This window comes from Pseudomonas sp. Ors-4-3C (assembly GCF_055755035.1).
The window spans coordinates 2,353,223-2,373,351 of record NZ_CM146900.1 but is presented as its reverse complement, the minus strand read 5'-3'; the positions used below and the strand labels follow the sequence as shown (position 1 = coordinate 2,373,351).

Below are 20,129 nucleotides of genomic sequence, written 5' to 3'. Positions count from 1 at the left end.
CTAGCTGATTAAAATGCCGAGGCCGACTGGTGGCGAACAAGGAGCAGGGCGCATGAGCGTACCGGATCAACAAGCATGGCAGCCGTGGACGCCCGAGCAATTGGCGCAACGCCTGAAACACGTCTCGCGCCCGTGGTGCGTGGTGGGCGGATGGGCGCTGGATTTATGGCTGGGCCGGCCAACCCGTGCGCACAGCGATCTGGAGTTCACCCTCCTGCGGGACGACTTTCAGCGCTTCCGGCAAGCGCTGGCCGAGCTGGACTTCTATACCGTCCGGGACGGTGAACTGGCGTTTTTACCAGTGGGGCAGACGCCAGGCGCGGAGATTTTTCAGGTGTGGGGATATGATGCCGTTGCCCATGTCTGGCGAGTAGATCTGATGCTTGAATCTGGCACGACCGATACGTGGGTCTATAAAAGAGATCCGTCGATTGTCTATCCACGCGCGGCGATGGTGGCACTGAGTGATACGGGGACTCCCTATCTCAGGCCTGCGGCGATTCTGCTGTTCAAGGCCAAATACACGCGTCCCAAGGATCAAACCGATTTCAGTCAGGCATTGCCGAATTTATCTCGCGAAGACCGGCAATGGCTGGTGCAACATTTGGCTCGGTTGCATCCCGAGCATGAGTGGATTCAACGATTGCAAACGACTGAAAAATACTCCCGACCCAACGAATGAACTGTGGCGAGGGAGCTTGCTCCCGCTGGGGCGCGAAGCGGCCCCGCTGTTGAGGAGGACTGCTATGCAGTCCAGCGGGAGCAAGCTCCCTCGCCACAAAATGTCTAGCGGCGGATCGCCAGGTATGCCTGGCCCAGGTCGCCGGCCCAACCATCGAGAACAGCCTTGACGTCATCGGCAGTCAGCACCTGCTTGTCGTTTTCCAGTGGCATTCCGGTGCCTTTGCCCACGACTTCGGCGACCACTTCGCCGGTCGAGCCGTCTTCGAAGGAGACTTCGGTGGTGATTTCGCTGTCCTGATCGCGAATGCCGGTGGCGGTGCTCACACCCGCAGCGACCAGCGTCACCGGTAGCCATTCATAAAAGCGCAGGCCCTGGGTGCTGGCGGCCACCCGGGTGATCGCCGGTCTGACGGTCAGCGTATTCGGGCCTGGCCTGGATACCAGTTGTGCCACCTTGCCCAGTTCGAGCCGCAGGGCCGCGTCGTAGTAATCGGTCACACCGGAAAGCGTGCTGAGCGGAATCCGTTGAGTCGGCTCGGTCTTGGGGTAAATCTGGCTGGGCGCCAGGTACACCTGAGTGTAACGCCCCCGGGCCAATGCCGGGCTGACCCAGCTCAGAACAGGCTGCCCTGAAGGCGACTGGCGTTCGCTCAGCACGCTGTAGTCACGCAGAAAACCGCGAGGCTTCTCGGGTTCGACCTTTTTATTGCTGCAGGCCGACATACTCAAGGACACGGTGCAGAGCAAGGTCATCAGGCAATGACTTCTCATCGGGCCAATCCTTGCCCGGCCGACGGGGTATTGTCCGAGCATTCGATGTGCAGTTTGCCGTGGGTCATGATCCAGTGGATCAGGTCGGCGGTCGGAATCGAATGCACGTACTCCACCCATTGCGAATCAGCCGGGCCGTACTGTTCGAAATAGCGGCGCAGGACAACCCGGCTCTGGTCGTTCGCCAGCCCCAGGCAGAACTCCTGAAACAGCAGCGGCGTATCCTGCTCAGGTGCGGTGGTGCGCTGGCTGAGAATCAACGGATAGCGGGCGTCGTGGCCCTCGGCGGTATAACGGTTGTGCAATGCGCTCATTGAATGCCCCCGGTTGTCGATGGCGTGCAGGGTGCCCGAAGGGTTTTGCCGCAGAATGTCCGCTTGATGTCCGGGGCGAAGGAATGTTGCTCGATTGAAATATATGACCCGCCCGCCAGAATAGTTTTAGATGCGTTCTTTTTTGGCCTGAGGATCCTGTGCCCGTGAGCAGACTGCTGATCGTCGACGATGACGTGGAAATTCTCGCCCTGCTGAAGAAGTTCTTCGTCCAGCACGCCTACGAGGTCGATGTCGCCGCCGACGGCGCAGCGATGTGGGCGGCGATTGCGCAGCAGCGCCCGGACACGATCATTCTCGACCTGATGCTGCCCGGCGAAGGTGGCCTGAGCCTGTGCCAGAAAGTGCGTGCGCAGATGGGCATTCCGATCATCATGCTGACCGCCATGGGCGAGTTGAGCGACCGGATTGTCGGCCTCGAACTGGGCGCCGATGACTACGTCACCAAACCGTTCGCCCCGCGTGAATTGCTGGCCCGCCTGCGCGCCGTGCAGCGTCGCGCCGGTGAGCAGGTCAGCCCCGCGAGCGAGCCGTCACGGCCGGTGATCGCCTTCGCCGGTTGGCATCTGGATATCACTTGTCGCGAGCTGCGCTCCCCGGAAAACGTGATGATTCCGCTGTCCGGTGGCGAGTTCGATCTGCTGGTGGTGTTTCTCGAACACCCTCAGCGCATCCTCACCCGCGAGCAACTGATCGACTTGTCTCGCGGTCAGGGCCACGACGCCTTTGATCGCAGCATCGACGTGCAGGTCAGCCGCCTGCGGCGCAAGATCGAACCGGACAGCAAGCGCCCGGATCTGATTCGCACGGTGCGCAACGGCGGTTATATGTTCACGGCCAAGGTTACTCGCGCATGATCCGCCGGTTCTTGCGGCGCGACCCGCTGAGTCGGCGGATCGCCCTGACCATCGTTGCCGCCATGCTCGCTTCGCTGGCACTCAATTTTCTGTTCGTGGAGGTTGCCGGGACCTGGGCGCGGCCACCGATTGAACGCACCGGGTTGCTGGAGCAGATTGCCGCGACCGTCAAAGTGATCGAGGCTGCACCGGCGCCTTTACGCCCGAAACTGGCGCACGCGGCAAACGGCCCGACGCAGGAGGTGACCTGGAGTGCGCACCGCGACGAACTCGGATTGCCCTCGGGTGGCACGCAGCTCATCGCCGACAAGACGTCCGGGTTGCATCAGTTGTTGGGCGATGAGCGAGACATTCGGGTGTTCAATCCCGCTGACTGGCCGAGCGGCAGTCCGCTGGCCCGGTACGCGGCGCTGATTCAACTGCCGGATGCCAGCTGGCTGCTGTTCTCCTCGCCCGAGCGCTCCTGGGGCCTGGACATCGGCACGCGCATCGCAATCATCATCGCTCTGGGCCTGATCGCTACCGTGCTGGTGGCCTGGCTTGCCACGCAGCAACTGGCCAAGCCGCTGCAGCGTTTCGCCAGCGCCGCCCGCCGCTTTGGCGGTGATCTGCGCGCGCCGCCGATCAAAATCGAAGGCCCGGACGAGATCCGCCAGGCAATCATCGCGTTCAACACCATGCAGGCGCAGATTCAGCACTACATCAGCGAGCGCACGCACATGTTGGCCTCGATTTCCCACGATTTGCGTGCACCGCTGACCCGCATGCGCCTGCGCAGCGAGTTCATGGAGGATCTCGATCACCAGAGCAAACTGATCCGCGACATCGAAGAAATGCAGTCGATGATCAACGCGGCACTGGCGTTCTTTCGTGAAGACACTCAGCCGGAGCAAAGCACCGCGTTCGACCTGTCGGAATTGCTGCAGACCATCATCGACGACTACCGCGACCAGAACATCGCGATCGATTTCAACGGCCCGGCGCATCTGGTCTACGAGGGCCGGCCGCTGGGGATCAAGCGGGTGATCGTCAACCTGCTGGAAAACGCCGAGAAGTACGCGCAGCAGCCCGCCATCGCTCTGAGCAGCGACGGCTACAGCGTCTGCATCGACGTCAGCGACGATGGGCCGGGGATTCCCGAAGCGTCGTTGCAGCGGGTGTTCGATCCGTTTTTCCGCCTGGAAACTTCGCGCAACCGAGAAACCGGTGGTGTCGGGCTCGGGTTGTCGGCGGCGCGGGCAATCGTGCGTGAGCAGGGCGGCGAACTGACGTTGAGCAATCGCAGCAGCGGTGGCTTGCGGGCTCGAGTTGAATTGCCTTTGTAATATGTTGAAACATTTGGCCATGACGAGCGGTCAACAGGACACATTCACTGTAAGAAGCGTCCATGAAAACCCCACGGCCCTCCGCTCGTCTTGAACCGCTGTCGCAACTGCGCAATTTGAAAATGGCTCGCTCCGCCCACGCTTACGTTCGCGGCAGCACGGTGCAGTTTTACCAGTGGCTGCATAGCCAGCCCGGGCGCAGCCTGCCGCAGGGCCCGGCGGTGTGGATCTGCGGTGATTGTCACGCCGGTAATCTGGGGCCGACGGGGGATTTGAAGGGACGCATCGACATCCACATCCGCGACCTTGATCAAACGGTGATCGGCAACCCGGCGCATGATCTGGTACGCCTGGCGCTGTCACTCGCCACTGCCGCCCGTGGCTCGGACCTGCCCGGCGTCGCCACCGCGCGCATGCTCGAAGAGATGATGCGCGGCTACGAGCAGGCGTTCGAAGACGATGTCGACAAAGAGCCGCCAAGACCCGCGCAAGTGAAGGCCGGGATGCGCAGCGCCGTGCAGCGCACGTGGAAGCATCTGGCGCAGGAACGCATCGAGAACACCAAGCCGACCATTCCGCTGGGCAAGCATTTCTGGTCGCTGTCACGCGAAGAGCGCAGCGCGCTGAAGACCCTTAGCGCCACCCCGGACCTGCACACGCTGGTGACGTCATTAAAGGGCCGCTCCAAGGATGACAGCGTGAAAATGCTCGATTCGGCCTATTGGGTCAAAGGCTGCAGCTCGCTGGGGCTCAAGCGTTATGCGGTGTTGCTGGGGGTGGGCGAGGGCGACGATCAGGAATATTGCCTGCTGGATATCAAGGAGGCAGTTGCCGCCGCCGCACCTCGGGTGGCCCGCGCTGCGATGCCTCGCGACAACGGCAAACGCGTGGTCGAAGGTGCGCGCTTTCTCTCGCCAGGATTAGGCAACCGGATGATCGCCACCCGCGTGCTCGATCACGGCTTCTTCATCCGCGAACTGCTGCCCCAAGACATGAAACTGGAACTCGACCAGTTGAGCCAGACCGACGCGATGCTCGCTGCCGGGTATCTGGCCCGAGTTGTGGGCCTGGCCCATGCCCGGCAGATGGACATGAGCACACGGGCTTCGTGGATGCGTGAACTGCAAGCGTGTCGCTCGAAGACCCTGGATGCGCCGTCGTGGTTGTGGACCAGTGTCGTGCAGTTGGTTGGCAATCATGAAAAAGGCTATCTGGAGCATTGCCGGCGTTATGCGCTGCAGCACTGACCAGACCCACTGAAAACCTAACGGGCCAGCCCTTCCAGGGTGATTGTCACGGTGTTCGTTTGCCGAGGCCCGGCCAGCGGGGCATTGGTCTGACTGCGATAAGCGTTCGGGCTGCAGCCCAAATGCTTCTGAAAGGCTCGGCGCATGCGTTCTTCCCGACCAAAGCCAACGGTTTCGGCGATTCGCTTGATCGGCTCGCGGGTGGTCTTGAGCAACCAGGTCGCCGCCTCCAGGCGCAGGTTCTCCACGGCTTGCGCCGGAGTCTCACCGGTCGCGGCGACATAGGCGCGAGCAAAGTGCCGCGGGCTCATGCCGAACTGCTCGGCCAGCCGCTCCACGCGCAAATCGCCGTTCAGATTCGCCGCAATCCAGCCATGCAAACGTGCCAGCCGCACATCCGGATCGGTGCGCAGCGCCTTGGACTGGGCGTTGAGTGAAGCACTGAGTTGCGGTTGCTCGGCGCTGCGCCACAAAAACACCGTGAAGTAGCGCGCCAGCGCCAACGCCGCGTGGGCGCCCAGATCCTGTTCGACCAGGCCGAGCGCCAGGTCGATACCCGCCGTGGCACCACCGCAGGTCCAGAGGTTGCCGTCATGCAGGTAAAGCGCATCGGTCTGGCATTGCACCGACGGATAACGCGCCTGCAACTCATCGGCGAACTTCCAGTGGGTCACGACCTTGCGACCATCCAGCAGTCCCGCGGCGGCAAGGGCAAAGCTGCCGGTACCGATCGAACAGAGGCGGCGGATGTCTGGAGCGCGACGGCGCAACCAGTCGCAGGCTTGCTGGTCGGCTTCCAGCGCGGCCATGCCGGGGCCGCCCGCGACGATCAACGTGTCGATCAAGGCAGCCATCTGGTCGATCTGCTCAAGTGAACAGGTCGTCACGGTAATGCCCGAGATCGACATGACCTGGCCACCCTGCGGTGAAGCGACCAGCAACCGATAGGGCGGATTTGCCGTGAAGTCTCCGGCCAGCACTCGCGGTATAGCGGCAAACACCTCAAGCGGCCCCGCCGCATTGAGCAACAGCAGATCATCGAACGCCAATACCACGACGGTGCGCGGGATGTCCGACATGGCAGCAAAGGAGGGGTGTTTGGCATGGAGCGGCACGGCGGGCCTCGACATACTGAAATCAATGCACAAGTGAGAGCGCGACAATGCCGATAAAAACTGCTGCTGCCAAGCATCCGCTTACCGCGCGCCTGAAAGCGCTGCTGTGCTGCGCCGCGTTGTTCCTGACCCCGGCGGTTTCTGCCATCGCCGGGCCGTTGAAGATGGGCGATCAGAGCGGTTTGATTCAGGCGTTGCTGCACGCGGCGGGCGAGGATCAGGATCTGGCCTACGGGTTGTCGTGGCATCCGTTTCTGGCCGGGACCACGCTGCTCGAAGCGTTGAGCGCCGGGGCGATTGACGTCGGTGTGGTGGGCAACGCGCCGCCAGTGTTTGCCCAGGCCGGCGGCTACGCGGTGCGGATCATCGGCGTGGCCAGCGGTGCGCAAAACAACAACGCGCTGCTAGTGCCCGAAGGCTCCGAGGTGCGCAGCGTGGCTGACCTCAGAGGCAAGCGAATCGCAGTCGCCAAAGGCACCAGCGGTCATTATCTGTTGTTGGCCGCGCTGCATCAGGCCGGTCTGACACCGCGTGAGGTGAGCATTGCCTATGTCAGCCCGGTGGACGCGCAGAACGCTTTTGCCGGCGGCAAACTCGATGCCTGGTCGGTGTGGTATCCCTTCGTCGGTCAGGCGACTTCGCGGGGAGCGCGAATTCTGCTCGATGGCAGCGCCTGGCCGGAAACCGGTCTGAACTTCACCGTTGCCAGCCAGCCTGCACTGGATGATCCCGAGCGCGCAGGGCAGGTGAGTGATCTGCTGGCCAGGCTGGCCCGTGCTCAGAACTGGGCCACGGCCCATCCCGAAGACTGGGCCCGGGTGTTCGCGCAAACCACGCGGCTTCCCGTCGAGCTGGTGCGTGAAATGCTCGCTCATCAGAACCTGCGGTACGTGCGAATTGAGCCTTCAGTCATTGCCTCGCAGCAGCGTCTGGCGGACATGTTTGCCACCGAACGCCTGATCCCCCATCCGCTGCAGGTCGAGCAAATGTTCGATGACCGCTTCAACCGCGTGCTGCCCACGCCCTGAATCCCTTTTTTCATGCCCCGTTCACCGTGCTGCTGCGCTGGCGGCCGGGGCTTACACGTCTGGAGAAAAGCTATGCCTGCTGTGCAAACCACTACGCTCAAACGCCAGAAGACCGGTCTGATCGCTGTCGATCATGCCCGCAGTGCCGGCGGCTACACCTTGTTCGCCCCGCAAACCGCGGACGGCCAAGTGTTTTTGATCGACCTTGACGGCGAGATCGTCCATCGCTGGAAACTGCCTCAGCGCCCGGGGCGCGACGCAGTGATCCTGCGCAACGGCAACCTTGGCTACAACGGCAACCATCCCGATTCGCCGGACCTGTTCCCGGGCTGGTCGGTGTGGCACGGCGGTGCGTTCAGCGAAGTCACCCCCGAAGGCGAGGTGGTCTGGGAGCACACTGACCTGTTGCATCACCACGACGCGCAATGGCTGGACAACGGCCACCTGCTGTACACCACTGCCGAGCCCTTGAGTGCGGATCTGGCCCGGCGTGTGCTCGGCGGCATTCCCGGCAGCGAGGCGCCGGGCGGGGTGATCTATGCCGATGTGGTCAAGGAGGTCGACCGCCAGGGCAACGTGGTCTGGGAGTGGCGCAGTTGGGAGCACCTGCGCCCCGAGGATTACCCGTTGCACGAATGCTTCGAGCGTCATCACTGGCCGATGACCAACGCCGTGACGCCGGGGCGCGACGGCAAGGTGATTCTCAGCCTGCGTAGCGTTTCCTCAGTGATTGCCGTGCAACGTGGCAGCGGTGAAGTGCTGTGGCGTCTGGGGCACGATCTGGTCGCGCAACAGCATTGCCCGAGCGAACTGGAAAACGGCAATGTTCTGGTGTTCGACAACGGCATCTTCCGCCCCCACATCAGCATGCCGCACTCGCGCATTGTGGAAATCAACCCGGCCACCCAACGCATCGAATGGCAATACGCCGACACGCCGGGCTACGCGTTCTTCACCCCGTTCATGGGCGGCGCGCAACGTCTGCACAACGGCAACACGCTGGTGACCGAGGCTAACTTCGGTCGGTTGTTCGAAGTCACCCAGGCCGGCGAAGTGGTGTGGGAATACGTCAATCCGCACTTCGCCAGCTATCCCGATGCGCCATCGCGACGCTATTTGCCGGGCGAGAACAACGCGATATTCCGTGCGCACCGTTATCAGCGTCAGGACCTTCCATGGCTGCGTGACTGAACACCCACTCAACCCACCGCAACGATCACGCTCACGCAAGCCACGCGCAGCGAAGTATCGACTCCTCTCGAAGAGCGGCTTGAGGCCGCTCCAGGAACCACCGATGAATCTTCTTTATTCGCGCACCTTTAACGCTGGCGCACTGAGCCTGTTCTCCCTGATGCCGTTTTTGCCGGCAACGGCCAATGACCTGCCGGCCAATTCCGATGTGCTGCAGACGGTCACGGTTGAGGCCCGACGCCGCAGCGAAGATGCCCAGCAAGTGCCCACGGCGATGAGCGTGCTCGGCGCACAAACCCTCGAGGAACAGCGCCTGTATCGCTTGCAGGATTTGCAGCAGGCGATGCCCAGCGTCAATGTCGCGTTCATGCACGCGCGGCAATCGAGCCTGTCGATTCGCGGCTTGGGCAACAACCCGGCCAGCGACGGCCTGGAGGGCAGCGCCGGCATCTACCTGGACAACGTCTATCTCGGCCGTCCCGGCATGGCAGTGTTCGATTTGCTGGATGTCGAGCAGATCGAGTTACTGCGAGGCCCGCAGGGCACCTTGTTTGGCAAGAACACCACGGCCGGGGTGCTAAACATCACCACGCGCCGCCCATCGTTTACGCCGCAAGGCAGCCTCTCCACCTCGGTGGGCGAGGATGGCTACACGCAAAATCAGGCGAGTTTTTCCGGACCGCTCAATGACACGTTGGCGGGGCGCCTTGCGGTTTATCGCACTCATGACAACGGCTACGTGAACAACGAGTACGACGGGCACACGCTGGGCGGCGGCGTTCGTCAGGGCGCGCGTGGGCAGTTGCTGTTCCAACCCAACGAGGACTTCAATCTGCGCTGGCTGGCTGATTATCACGAAGAGGATTCCAGCGCCGGCACACGTTCTTTGTTCAGCACCGGGCCGACCATCAATGGCGTCAACCGCTACGAACAGCGTGCAGCGGCGGTCGGGGCAACGCTGGTCAGCGGTCGCCGGGTCAATCTGGACGCCGATCAGAGCGTCAAGGTGTTTCAGGGCGGTACTTCGCTGGAGGCGAACTGGAATCTGCCTGATGGCTACACGCTGACGTCGATCAGCGCTTATCGGTGGTGGGATTTCACCCCGCGCAACGATGACGAACTCAACGTTGATGTGATGCACAACGTCGGGCAGTCCGCTCGCGATAAACAGTACTCGCAGGAGCTGCGACTGGCCTCCCCGGTGGGGGAACATTTCGACTATGTGCTCGGTGCTTACTACTTCCGCCAGGAAATGAACAACAGCGTCTTCACCGACTACGGCCCTCTGGCAGATACCTGGAACGGCACCCCGCAAGGTGCATTGAACAACGTCACCAGCTTAGGGCATGGCTATGTCGATACCGACAGCTTCGCCACATTTGCTCAGGGCACCTGGCATTTGACCCCTCGCCTGGATTTCACTTTGGGCCTGCGCGGCACGTATGAGCGCAAGCTGGCGGAGGTCACCCGCAACGCGCCTTTGGGTGGCAGTCCGGTCAGCGGCGCCGCAGCGGGCGCCCGGGCCGGAAGGGTCGGCGCTTACGATTCCGGTGACTTGAGCCTGTACAGTTTCAGCCCATCGGCACTGGCAAGCCTCGCCTGGCATGTGAACGATCAGGTGCTGGGCTATGCGTCGCTGTCCCACGGCGAAAAGTCGGGTGGTGTGAACCTCAGCGTCGCCAGTGCCCCGGTCGCCGGTGCCGACTCATTGTTGATCGGCAGCGAAAGGGCCAACGACGCCGAACTGGGCATCAAAACCACGTTGCTCGATCAACGCCTGTTGCTCAACGCCAACCTGTTCTGGACGGTGGTGCATGGCTATCAGACCAATGCCTACGACGACGTCAATCTGACCAGCTATCTGACCAATGCCGGCTCGGTACGCAGTCGCGGGCTGGAACTCGACAGCAGTTGGCGCCCGCTGCGGGGCCTGACGATCAACCTCAATGGATCATGGAACGATGTGCGTTATCTGTCTTACGAGGATGCCCCATGCCCGGCCGAGATCGCCTTGCGTCCGGGGGCGCCGGCGGCCTGCGATCTGAGCGGGCATGCCGTGGTGGGCGCGTCGAAATGGATCTTCAACAGCAACGCCGCGTACCAGTGGAATCTGGACGACGGCTTGCAGCCCTACGTCAGCGGTAGCTACGCGTGGCGTTCCCATGCAGTCGGTACAGTGGATGACTCAGCGCAAGGTCAGTTGCCGGGATACGGCCTGGTGAACGTCGCCACCGGTGTGCGTGGCGACTGGGGCAGGGGGCAGTGGGACGTTTCGCTGTGGCTGAAAAACGCCTTCGACAAGACGTACTACACGACGCTGTGGAACTCACCCAACGGTGCGTACACCGGAGTGCTGGGTACGCCGCGAACCCTGGGAATGACCGCGCGTTATGATTTCTGAATGACGTCTGCGGGCGCTGGTTTAAATCACAAATTGCCGACGCCGCCGTCTACCAGCAATTCGGTCCCGACCACGTAAGCCGATTCATCAGAGGCCAGGTAAACGGCAGCTTTTGCCAGTTCCCACGGGGTTCCCATGCGGCCGATCGGCACCAGTTGGCGAATCCGCTCGCGCAACGCCTGCTGCTCTGCGGCAGGCAAGCCGAGTTTGTCCAGCGCCGCCGTTTCAGTAGGGCCGGGGCTGAGGCCATTGACGCGAATGCCTCGCTGGATCAGTTCGCCGGAAAGCGTGCGCGCCAGCGACAGCAGCCCGGCCTTGCTGGCGGCATACGCACTGCTTTGCGCGAGACCAATCCTGGCACTGACGGAACCGCAGAGGATCACCGACGACGGATTGGCCAGCAGCGGCATCAGCGCCTGGATCAGGAAGAACGGGCCTTTGAGATTGGTCTGCATGAGCTGATCCCATGCCGCTTCGTTCCAATCTTCGATAGAGCGGTGAGTGACGTCACCGGCGTTGACGAACAGCACGTCCAGCCGCGGCCAGACCCCGGCGAGTTTGCGCGCCAGCGTCTGTTGGCCAACGCTGTCACCCGCATCGCTCTGGATCGCGAGAACGGCATCGCCCAGTTCGTGCGTGACAGCCTGCAAGGCACTTGCGCTGCGTCCAGTGACTGCGACTGTCGCGCCTTCCAGCACAAACTGGCGTGCGGTTTCCAGGCCGATGCCGGAGGTGCCGCCAGTGATCAACGCGAATTTGTTTTTCAGCCTCGACATGTCTTTCGCCTCTGCAACGGGTTGGATAGCCATTCTCAGAGCATTAGTATCCTTTGACCAGTAGGCACCTTTTGCATACCAAGGGACGGACTTGATCCTCATGAACACTCAACAACCGCTGCCAGACACCACGGATTTGCCGCTGAAACCGCCCGCGGGTTGCCCGATGGTCGATTTCGTCAATCTGATTTCCGGCAAGTGGGCCATTCCGATCCTGTACCGGCTGATCGTGCTGGACTGCCCTGTGCGCTTCAGTGATCTGCAGCGTGCGGTGGCGCCCATCACCCAGAAGGAACTGACGCGCCAGTTGCGCCTGTTTGAACAACGCGGGCTGGTGACGCGCACGGTTTTCGCGCAGGTACCGCCCCGGGTGGAATACCGGATCACGGCTCTGGGGAGCACTCTGCAAGGGACGCTGGACTCGCTGGCTGAATGGATGCGCATCAATGCCGATCAGCTTCGCCATCCCCACTGCGAATAACGCGGATACCCAGGCGCTACGCTGCAAACAGGCCCCAGAACATGCCGATGACCACGACCGCCATCGCCGCCGTGCAACTCCAGCCCAGAACTTTAAGCCCGGGCGCAATGACAAAGGAGCCCATGATCTTCGGGTGCGATGCCATCAACATCATGATGAACATGATCGGCACTGCAATCACCCCGTTGACGACAGCGCTCCACAGCAACGCCTTGATCGGGTCAATCGGCGCAAAGCAGATCAACACACCCAATAAGGTCGACGCCGCGATGATGCTGTAAAACGCTTTGTTGGCCAGGGGTTTGGCCGACAGGCTGTTGCGCCAGTGAAATGTTCCGGCGACGGCGTACGCCGCAGAACCTGCCAGGACGGGAACCGCCAGTAGTCCTGTGCCAATGATGCCGGCGCTGAACAACCAGAAGGCGAACTCGCCGGCAATCGGTCGCAAGGCACTCGCGGCCTGCTCGGACGTCTGGATGTCCGTGAGGCCATGCAGGTGCAGGGTGACAGCGGTGGTCAGCATGATGAAAAACGCGACGATATTCGAGATCCCCATGCCGATCAGGGTGTCGGTATTGATGCGGGTGAAGTTGGCTTTTGCCTGGTTTGGCGCATCGATCAGTGACTGCGCCTGCGGATCGGCCTCCAGTTCTTCGACTTCCTGGGATGCCTGCCAGAAAAACAGATAAGGGCTGATGGTCGTGCCAAAAATGGCCACCACGATGGTGATGTACGCCGGTTTCCACGACAGCTGAGGCCAGGCGGTGTGCTCAACGACCTGGCCCCAGGGAATGTGCACGGCAAACACGATCCCCACATAGGCCAGCAGCACCAGGGTCAGCCACTTGAGTACGCGCACATAACGCTTATAGGGAATGAACACCTGTAGCAGCAGGGACACGATGCCGAAGCCAACGGCATAGAAGTGCGGCGATCCGCCGATCAACAGCTTAAGTGCCGCCCCCATGGCGGCGATGTCCGCTGCAATATTGATGGTATTGGCAAACATCAACAGCGCGACGATCCCGAACAACAACGGGCGAGGGTAATGCCTTCGAATATTGGTCGCCAGCCCATGCCCGCTGACGCGACCGATCCTGGCACTGATGATCTGAATGCCGACCATCAACGGAAACGTCAAAAACAGGGTCCAGAGGGTATTCAAGCCGAATTGTGCGCCGGCTTGCGAGTAGGTGGCGATCCCGCTGGGATCATCATCCGCCGCCCCCGTGATAAGCCCGGGCCCGAGTTTTTTTACCCATGAACCGTGGCTGACAACCGCAGGCTTCTCGATGGGCGTTTTATTGTTCATTTTTTTCTCAGGGAGAAGGACTGCCGCACCTGTTTTGAATGATGTTTTTTTCAACAGGATTCAGAAACGCCTGAAGAGGCGTTGCCACGGGTTTGACTATAGACGCATACCCGGACGTGCACCGGCCCGGGCAGGTTAAGCGGGAAATTTCCTACACAACGGAGTGACGAGTCCTACATTTTCGCCAGTGGCCGTCAGCGATGATTTTCAGCGGAACAAAGTGCTCGTCATTTTCTACGCCCTGAAAGACTCGCTGTCAGCATCGACCGTTACAAGTCAAACAATCGACGGTGTGTTTTCAATGTATTTCAGGTGCGAACTCAGAAGGGCGAGTAGTTGTTTCAAAAATAACTATCCCATCGAGATTCAGTCATGAAAAAGATTGTCGTTGTTACTGCCGCTACCGTTGTAATGGGTCTGGCTTCCCTGGCGAACGCCGCCACACCGCCTACTGGCAACCCGGGCACTATTCGCTTCACCGGTGAGATCGTTTCCGGCGCGTGCGGTATCGATGCCAACTCCCTGGACCAGACCGTTCCACTGGGTCAGGTACCTGCCAACACCTTCAAGGCAATCGGCGATCGTTCGAGCCCTGAGAAGTTCGACATCGTCCTCACCGAGTGCGACACCTCGACCCAGAAAAACGCCCGTTTCACCTTCACCGGTGTACAGGATCCAACCGTTCCAGAGCTGTTCGCCACCACCGGTCTGGCGCAGAACGTCGGCATCCGTCTGCAGGCCAGCGCCGGCGAAATGCTCGACAACGGTAAAGAGCAAGTGGCTCCGGTAGTTCTGCAGAACGGCAACAACACCGTTTCGTTTGCTGCCATGTACGAAGCGACGGCGGCCACCGTCACTACCGGTGAAGCTGACAGCGTTGCCAACTTCACAGTGGCTTACAACTGATAAGCCTTTATCAGTTGTAAGAGAAAGGGGTGCAAACCCCTTTTTTTATTGCGCTTGAATCATTCGATAGGGTTTCTCCCTTGTATCGTCGCACTTTCATTCTGTCCTCTCTTTGGTTGGCAATCAGCCAGGCACAGGCTGTCGAGTTCAATTCGGACTTTCTGAATATTGATAACGACAAGAATGTCAGCCTCGGGCAGTTTGTGCATGCCGACTACACCGTGCCCGGCACTTACTTGCTCGACATTGCTGTCAACCAACGGTACTTCGGCACGCGCTCGATTGAATTCAAACCCGGCGCTGACCCACAGCAGAGTTATGCCTGTCTGACGCTGGATCTGGTGCAGACCTTCGGCCTCAAGCCGCCACTGCTGGAAAGCCTGCCGCGTACGGCAAACGGGCAGTGCGTGGATCTGGCCAGCGTGCCCGGCGTAAGCATCAAATACCTGAAGAACCTGGCACGCCTGGCAATCAGTATTCCTCAGGCGTCGTTCGAGTACGACGATCCCAACTACATTCCGCCGGCAGCCTGGAGCAATGGCTTGAATGGCGCGCTGCTCGATTACCGGGTGATCGCCAACTCGCGTCAGTCATCGGCGTCTGGCAATTCCACTCGTTCGAATTCGGTGCAGAGCTACGGCACGGCCGGTCTGAACTTCGATACCTGGCGCGTGCGTGCGGACTATCAGGCTCAGGTGCGCAACGACAGCCAGGGTGATGACATCGGCGACAAACCGTTTCAGCTGAACCGCTTGTACGCCTATCGCGCGCTGCCCTCGATTCGCTCGAAATTGTCGGTGGGCGAGGATTACCTGAACTCGGACGTGTTCGATACCTTCGCCCTGCGTGGCGCGACCCTGAGCAGTGACGACCGTATGTTGCCGCCCAATCTGCGCGGCTATGCGCCGTTGATCAGTGGCCTGGCACGCACCAATGCCACCGTCACGGTTTCCCAGCAGGGGCGCGTGCTGTATTCCACCACCGTGACTCCGGGCGCGTTCAGCATTCAGGACTTGAACAGCAGCGCCCAGGGCACGCTGGACGTCACTGTGCGCGAAGAGGACGGTACCGAGCAGAAATTTACCGTATCCACCGCAGCGGTGCCGTTCCTCGCCCGTGAAGGCGAGTTGCGCTACAAGCTGTCCGGCGGCCAGCCACGGCTGGACGGCGCGCGCGGGATCGAACCGGGTTTTGTCGCCTCTGAACTGGCGTACGGCTTGCCCCATGACTGGACCGCGTATGGCGGCGTCCTCGCTTCCTCGGGTTATCTGGCTCATGCCGTCGGGCTGGGCAAGGATCTGGGCGCGTTCGGCGCCTTGTCGGCCGACGTCACCACCTCCCGCGCCAAGTTGCGCTGGAACGGTGAGCAAGTCACCGGTAACTCGTACCGCATCAACTATTCCAAGCACTTCGATGGCATTGGCACCGATCTGCGCTTCCTCGGTTATCGCTTTTCCGACAAGACCTTCACCAACTTCTCGCAGTTTATCGGTGACCCCGACTCCTACTCGATGAACGCCGGCAAGCAGCGCTATTCGGTGATCCTCGCCAAGAGTTTCCCGTGGCTGTCCACCAGCCTGTCCTTCGACCATTCCACCTATTGGGATGCGCCGGATGCCGATCGGGTCGGCGTGTCGCTGGCGCGCAGTTTTTCCCTGGGCAACGTCAAGAACATCAACGTCAACCTGTCGGCGTACCAGACGCGCAATGCCTTGCAGAACGACTCGCAGATCTACCTCGGAGTGACCATTCCGCTGGGCGGCAATTCGACGATGTCGAGCAACATCCAGCACAGCGGCTCCGGTGGCTATGCCGGCAATGTCGGTTACAGCCACGACACTGGCGAGGGCGTGAATTATCAGGTTTACGGCGGCGTCGGCGACAACCGCTACGTCAATGCCTACGTCGGCAAACGCACCTCGACGTATCGCGCCAATGCCTCGGTCACCACCGATGGCAGCACCTACAGCTCGGCCACCGGTGAAATTGATAGCTCGCTAGTGGTGACCCGCTATGGCGTGGCGGCCCACGGCAACGGCTCGAACGGCGACACCCGATTGCTGGTGTCCACCGACGGCGTGCCGGACGTGGCGTTTGCCGGTCGTACCCGAACCAACCAGGACGGTTACGCCGTCATGGATGGCCTGCCGTCGTTTCAGGCCTACGAGGCCCGGGTCAACATGGAAAAGCTGCCGCTCAACACTGAAGTCAGCAACCCGATTCAACGGCTGGCGCTGACCGAAGGCGCGATCGGCTACGTGAATTTCCCCGCGGGGCAGGGGCACAACGCGTTCGTCACGCTGCTGTTGGCAGATGGCAGTGCAGTGCCGTTCGGGGCCTCGATTCAGGACAGCAATACCAACAAGGAAGTGGGCATCGTCGGCGAGGACGGAGTGACGTACCTCTTGGGCGTGAAAACCGACGCTCGCCTTGTGGCGCGTTGGGACGACAGCAAAAGCTGCGCCCTGGCCGAACTGCCCGTCGAAGACATCGTGACCAATGTCTCGCATCCCTTGCGCTGCCTGTAGGGCGGCGCCCTGACTTTCTGGAGATTTCCTATGAATTGCAAACCCAACTTGCAGCGCTGCAAATCGCTGCTCCTGACGCTGTCCATGAGTCTGCCGCTACTGGCCAACGCCGCGGTGGTGCCGGATCGGACCCGGGTGATTTTCGAAGAAGGCGCGCCGTCGGTGAGTGTCACCGTCGGCAATCGCAGCCCGGAACTGCCCTTCGTCATTCAGTCATGGATCGAGGATGAAAGCGGCAAGAAAATCAGCTCGCCTTTCATGGTGCTGCCGCCGCTGCAACGGATCGAGGCCAAGGAAAGTACGATTCTGCGCATCGTCAAACTGCCCGATACCGTGTTGCCCACAGATCGCGAATCGGTGTTCTACCTGAACATCCGCGAGATCCCGCCCAAGACTCAGGCGGTCAACGCGATGCAGATTGCGCTGCAGTCGAAAATCAAGCTGTTCTACCGTCCGAGCGGAGTGAAAAGAGAGCGGGGCGCCGATCTGGCGTTGGGGCTGAACATCAGGATCGACCCGGCCGCCAAGGCGTTGCTGGTGGATAACCCGACGCCGTTTCACATCACCATCGTCGGATTGCAGGCAGGCCCCGAGAAGACCGCGATGCCGATCGACACGGTGATGCTCAAACCGATGAGCAATACCCGTTTTGCGTTGAGCCAAACCGGGTTCAACACCTTGCGGGTGCTGAACATGAACGACTTCGGTGGTCAGACTGATTCGCTGTTCCAGTGCGCCGCCAACGTGTGCAAGGGCGTGCAGAAATGACGGGCTGGTTGCGCCGGCATCGACGCAAGGCGCTGCAAGTGTGCGTCGCGTCGTTGCTGCTGGGGTTTTCCCAGGCGTCGATGGCGCTGTTCTGCAAGTCGATGACCAATGGCGACTATCTGAGCGAATACATCGGCCCAGTATCGGTGCCGGACAGTGTGCCCGACGGTACGATCATCTGGCGTTCAAGAACCCAGGTGGTGCCGGCCCAGTGCTGGAAGCCGTACGATATACACTTTGCCGAAAATGATCCGATCTATTTCTACGGCAACCCGGCACGCCTGGACGCCACGCCATGGGGCATCGAGTTCGGTCTGGTGTACCGAGGCGTCACGGCGTGGGATGGCGACTGGAGTTCCAACCCGGCGATGGGCGTCAACACCGGGTTCGTTTCTCCGGGATGTCCGACGGCGGGCACCGCCGATGAGGTTAAAGCCTGTTCGATGGTCTACCCCAACATCGCGTTTCAGGTGGTGATCCGCAAACGCGGACTGCTACCGTTGCAGCGTCCGACGCAGGATACCTACGACGTGTTCCAGTTCGACGGTCTATACGGTCTGAACGGCGGGCCGTCCAACCCGTCCGGCAACTTCCGTTATCAGCTCAGCGGTTTGCAGAACATCGTCGGCACTGCCTGCACGGTTGATGTCACCGTGACGCCGGAGCCGGGCATCGTCGACTTCGGCGTGGTGCAGAAAACCAGCACCGGTTTCTCGCCGCCCAACCCGACCAAGCCGTTCAGCCTGGCGCTGGACAAGCATTGCAGCACGCCGGTCAATATCGGTGCGACGTTCGTGACGGCCAACCAGCAGGGCGAATACAACATTCTGCCGGCGGCGGACAGCCAGTTCGCGATCCAGATCCGCGATGCGAAAAACAACTTGCTGCCGATCAACGAGCCGTTCGACCTGGCCAGTTTTGCCGCGGACGTGAGCCATATCGACGTGCCATTGAGCGCGTCCATGGTGTCGCTGGGTGACCCGCAGGTCGGGCCGTTCAATGCCATCGTGGTGGTGCAGGTCGTGTATCACTGATCTCGACGGCTCGGGCACAGAGGACGCCGGAACAAGTCTTGGGAAATTTCCTACATGACGCAGAGATAAATCCTTCCTCGAAAGGCCCGCCTAACCGCCATCATTGTGCCTTCAGGTTTGCAAAATAATGGAGGTGACGATGACCACCCCACGTGTTCTGGTGATGGAAAAACATGGGTTCGAGCGCAATATTCTGGGCAGGATGTTGCGCCAACTCGGCATACATGACGTGCTGCAAGCCGAAGATGCTGAGCAGGCGATGATCGCCATGCAACGCAGCGGCGGCGTCGATATCGTTCTGTGTGACCTCGGGGGCAAGGGGCTCGACTGCCTGGAGCTGTTGCGTTATGCCAGTCCGATCGGACTGGTCAAAGCCGTGGCCCTGTTCAGCGAACACCAGCCGGAATTGCGTCGTGCGGTGGGGCAGATGGCGAGTCTGTCGGGCCTGCAATTGCTCGGTGTTCTCGATGTGCCGTTGCAATTGGGTGCGCTGAGCCGGCTGCTCAAGCGTTACCGTTGTCCGCCGCCACCTCTATTGCAGGCGTTGGCCGTCACCGAGTTGCCCAGCGAGGAAGAGGTGCGCCGGGGCCTGGCCATGGGCGAGTTCCGTGGCTGGTTCCAGCCCAAGCGTGTGATGAGGGACGGCCGGCTGGCCGGTGCCGAGGCATTGGTGCGCTGGGAACATCCTGAAAAAGGACTGTTGTTACCCAAGGACTTTCTCGCTGCGGTGCTGGCCTACGACTTGATTGATGAGATGTTCAAGCAGTTGTTCGAGCAGGGGCTGAACATTCTCGGCATTTTGCGCCGACAGGGAATTGCCCTGGAACTGGCGTTCAATCTGCACGCTTCGCAATTGTCCAGCCCGAGTCTGATCGAGCACATTCAGCGCACCTTGCAGCGTCATGGCATTTGCGGTTCGGCCCTGATGTTCGAGCTGGCGGAGAACGGTCTGCTGGATCTGCATGCCCAGGTTCAGGAAAACCTGCTGCACATGCGCATGCTGGGGTGTGGTCTGTCGATCGATGATTTCGGCTCGGGTTTCTCGTCGCTGAAGCTGTTGTGCCAACTGCCATTCAACCAGATCAAGCTCGATGGCCAGTTCGTGCATAACTTGAGTGAACCGCGAAATCGCGCCATGGTGGCCAGCACACTGGCACTGGCCCGGTCGCTGGACATGACCCTGGTGATCGAAGGTGTCAGCAGCCGGCAAATTCGTGATGCACTGGTCGCCATGGGCTGCCAGATTGGCCAGGGTTTTTACCTGGCCAGGCCGATGTCCGGCCACGACCTGCTGCAATGGTTGCACCAGGCAGCATTCGAGGCGCAGAACGTGCCCTCAGATTAGGCGGACGCTTTCCAGAAATTTCCTACAA

Annotated in this window: 18 protein-coding genes; 13 read left to right on the top strand and 5 right to left on the bottom strand. The window is 60.9% G+C overall.

Features of this window, described 5'->3' with window-relative positions:
- Positions 1-52: 52 nt before the first annotated feature.
- Positions 53-682, top strand: coding sequence for a nucleotidyltransferase domain-containing protein (locus ACVHNU_RS10450; protein WP_473019646.1), 630 nt, complete (start codon positions 53-55; stop codon positions 680-682).
- A 104-nt stretch (positions 683-786) separates the two neighbouring features.
- Here ACVHNU_RS10450 and ACVHNU_RS10445 read toward each other — a convergent pair whose 3' ends face one another.
- Positions 787-1,455: a DUF3313 domain-containing protein gene (locus tag ACVHNU_RS10445; protein ID WP_473019645.1), complete on the bottom strand. Its 669-nt coding sequence runs from the start codon at positions 1,453-1,455 to the stop codon at positions 787-789.
- Positions 1,452-1,769 carry a hypothetical protein gene (locus ACVHNU_RS10440; protein WP_003224955.1) on the bottom strand — a complete coding sequence of 106 codons (318 nt, stop codon included), beginning with the start codon at positions 1,767-1,769 and terminating at the stop codon, positions 1,452-1,454. Before ACVHNU_RS10440 ends, ACVHNU_RS10445 begins: the two co-directional genes overlap by 4 nt.
- A gap of 164 nt (positions 1,770-1,933) precedes the next feature.
- On the opposite strand from ACVHNU_RS10440, the gene ACVHNU_RS10435 reads away from it, so the two are divergent.
- The 3 genes from ACVHNU_RS10435 to ACVHNU_RS10425 all read left to right on the top strand — a co-directional run bounded on the left by ACVHNU_RS10435 (position 1,934) and on the right by ACVHNU_RS10425 (position 5,216).
- On the top strand, positions 1,934-2,644 hold the full coding sequence (locus tag ACVHNU_RS10435; RefSeq protein ID WP_047597252.1) for a response regulator: 711 nt from the start codon (positions 1,934-1,936) through the stop codon (positions 2,642-2,644).
- Positions 2,641-3,969 carry an ATP-binding protein gene (locus ACVHNU_RS10430; RefSeq protein WP_473019644.1) on the top strand — a complete coding sequence of 443 codons (1,329 nt, stop codon included), beginning with the start codon at positions 2,641-2,643 and terminating at the stop codon, positions 3,967-3,969. Before ACVHNU_RS10435 ends, ACVHNU_RS10430 begins: the two co-directional genes overlap by 4 nt.
- Before the next feature lie 62 nt (positions 3,970-4,031).
- Positions 4,032-5,216, top strand: coding sequence for a DUF2252 family protein (locus tag ACVHNU_RS10425; protein ID WP_103483459.1), 1,185 nt, complete (start codon positions 4,032-4,034; stop codon positions 5,214-5,216).
- A 17-nt stretch (positions 5,217-5,233) separates the two neighbouring features.
- Here ACVHNU_RS10425 and ACVHNU_RS10420 read toward each other — a convergent pair whose 3' ends face one another.
- Positions 5,234-6,346: a GlxA family transcriptional regulator gene (locus ACVHNU_RS10420; protein ID WP_247868499.1), complete on the bottom strand. Its 1,113-nt coding sequence runs from the start codon at positions 6,344-6,346 to the stop codon at positions 5,234-5,236.
- A 32-nt stretch (positions 6,347-6,378) separates the two neighbouring features.
- Here ACVHNU_RS10420 and ACVHNU_RS10415 point away from each other — a divergent pair, with 32 nt between their 5' ends.
- From ACVHNU_RS10415 to ACVHNU_RS10405, 3 genes are all read left to right on the top strand, one after another.
- Positions 6,379-7,359: an ABC transporter substrate-binding protein gene (locus ACVHNU_RS10415; RefSeq protein WP_473019643.1), complete on the top strand. Its 981-nt coding sequence runs from the start codon at positions 6,379-6,381 to the stop codon at positions 7,357-7,359.
- Positions 7,360-7,431: 72 nt separating this feature from the next.
- Positions 7,432-8,550 carry an aryl-sulfate sulfotransferase gene (locus tag ACVHNU_RS10410; protein ID WP_003224940.1) on the top strand — a complete coding sequence of 373 codons (1,119 nt, stop codon included), beginning with the start codon at positions 7,432-7,434 and terminating at the stop codon, positions 8,548-8,550.
- 160 nt (positions 8,551-8,710) lie between these two features.
- Positions 8,711-10,951, top strand: a complete 2,241-nt coding sequence (locus ACVHNU_RS10405; protein ID WP_473020063.1) for a TonB-dependent receptor — start codon at positions 8,711-8,713, stop codon at positions 10,949-10,951.
- Between the two features lie 26 nt (positions 10,952-10,977).
- Here ACVHNU_RS10405 and ACVHNU_RS10400 read toward each other — a convergent pair whose 3' ends face one another.
- Positions 10,978-11,727: an SDR family oxidoreductase gene (locus ACVHNU_RS10400; protein WP_473019642.1), complete on the bottom strand. Its 750-nt coding sequence runs from the start codon at positions 11,725-11,727 to the stop codon at positions 10,978-10,980.
- 100 nt (positions 11,728-11,827) lie between these two features.
- Between ACVHNU_RS10400 and ACVHNU_RS10395 the strand changes: the two genes are divergently transcribed.
- The gene (locus ACVHNU_RS10395) at positions 11,828-12,208 is read left to right on the top strand and encodes a winged helix-turn-helix transcriptional regulator (RefSeq protein WP_473019641.1); all 381 of its coding nucleotides are present in this window, start codon (positions 11,828-11,830) and stop codon (positions 12,206-12,208) included.
- Between the two features lie 16 nt (positions 12,209-12,224).
- On the opposite strand, the gene ACVHNU_RS10390 is transcribed toward ACVHNU_RS10395, so the two are convergent.
- On the bottom strand, positions 12,225-13,520 hold the full coding sequence (locus tag ACVHNU_RS10390) for an NRAMP family divalent metal transporter (protein ID WP_473019640.1): 1,296 nt from the start codon (positions 13,518-13,520) through the stop codon (positions 12,225-12,227).
- Positions 13,521-13,892: 372 nt separating this feature from the next.
- Here ACVHNU_RS10390 and ACVHNU_RS10385 point away from each other — a divergent pair, with 372 nt between their 5' ends.
- The 5 genes from ACVHNU_RS10385 (at position 13,893) to ACVHNU_RS10365 (ending at position 20,101) form a co-directional block, all read left to right on the top strand.
- Positions 13,893-14,426 carry a fimbrial protein gene (locus ACVHNU_RS10385; RefSeq protein ID WP_103483453.1) on the top strand — a complete coding sequence of 178 codons (534 nt, stop codon included), beginning with the start codon at positions 13,893-13,895 and terminating at the stop codon, positions 14,424-14,426.
- Between the two features lie 80 nt (positions 14,427-14,506).
- Entirely contained in the window at positions 14,507-16,954 is a 2,448-nt protein-coding gene (locus ACVHNU_RS10380) for a fimbria/pilus outer membrane usher protein (RefSeq protein ID WP_473019639.1), read from the top strand.
- 30 nt (positions 16,955-16,984) lie between these two features.
- Entirely contained in the window at positions 16,985-17,722 is a 738-nt protein-coding gene (locus ACVHNU_RS10375; protein WP_103520413.1) for a fimbrial biogenesis chaperone, read from the top strand.
- Positions 17,719-18,756, top strand: coding sequence for a fimbrial protein (locus ACVHNU_RS10370; protein WP_201137654.1), 1,038 nt, complete (start codon positions 17,719-17,721; stop codon positions 18,754-18,756). Before ACVHNU_RS10375 ends, ACVHNU_RS10370 begins: the two co-directional genes overlap by 4 nt.
- Positions 18,757-18,895: 139 nt before the next feature.
- Positions 18,896-20,101 (top strand): EAL domain-containing response regulator, encoded by a 1,206-nt coding sequence (locus tag ACVHNU_RS10365; protein ID WP_338801996.1) that lies wholly within the window; start codon positions 18,896-18,898, stop codon positions 20,099-20,101.
- The last annotated feature ends 28 nt before the right edge of the window (positions 20,102-20,129 follow it).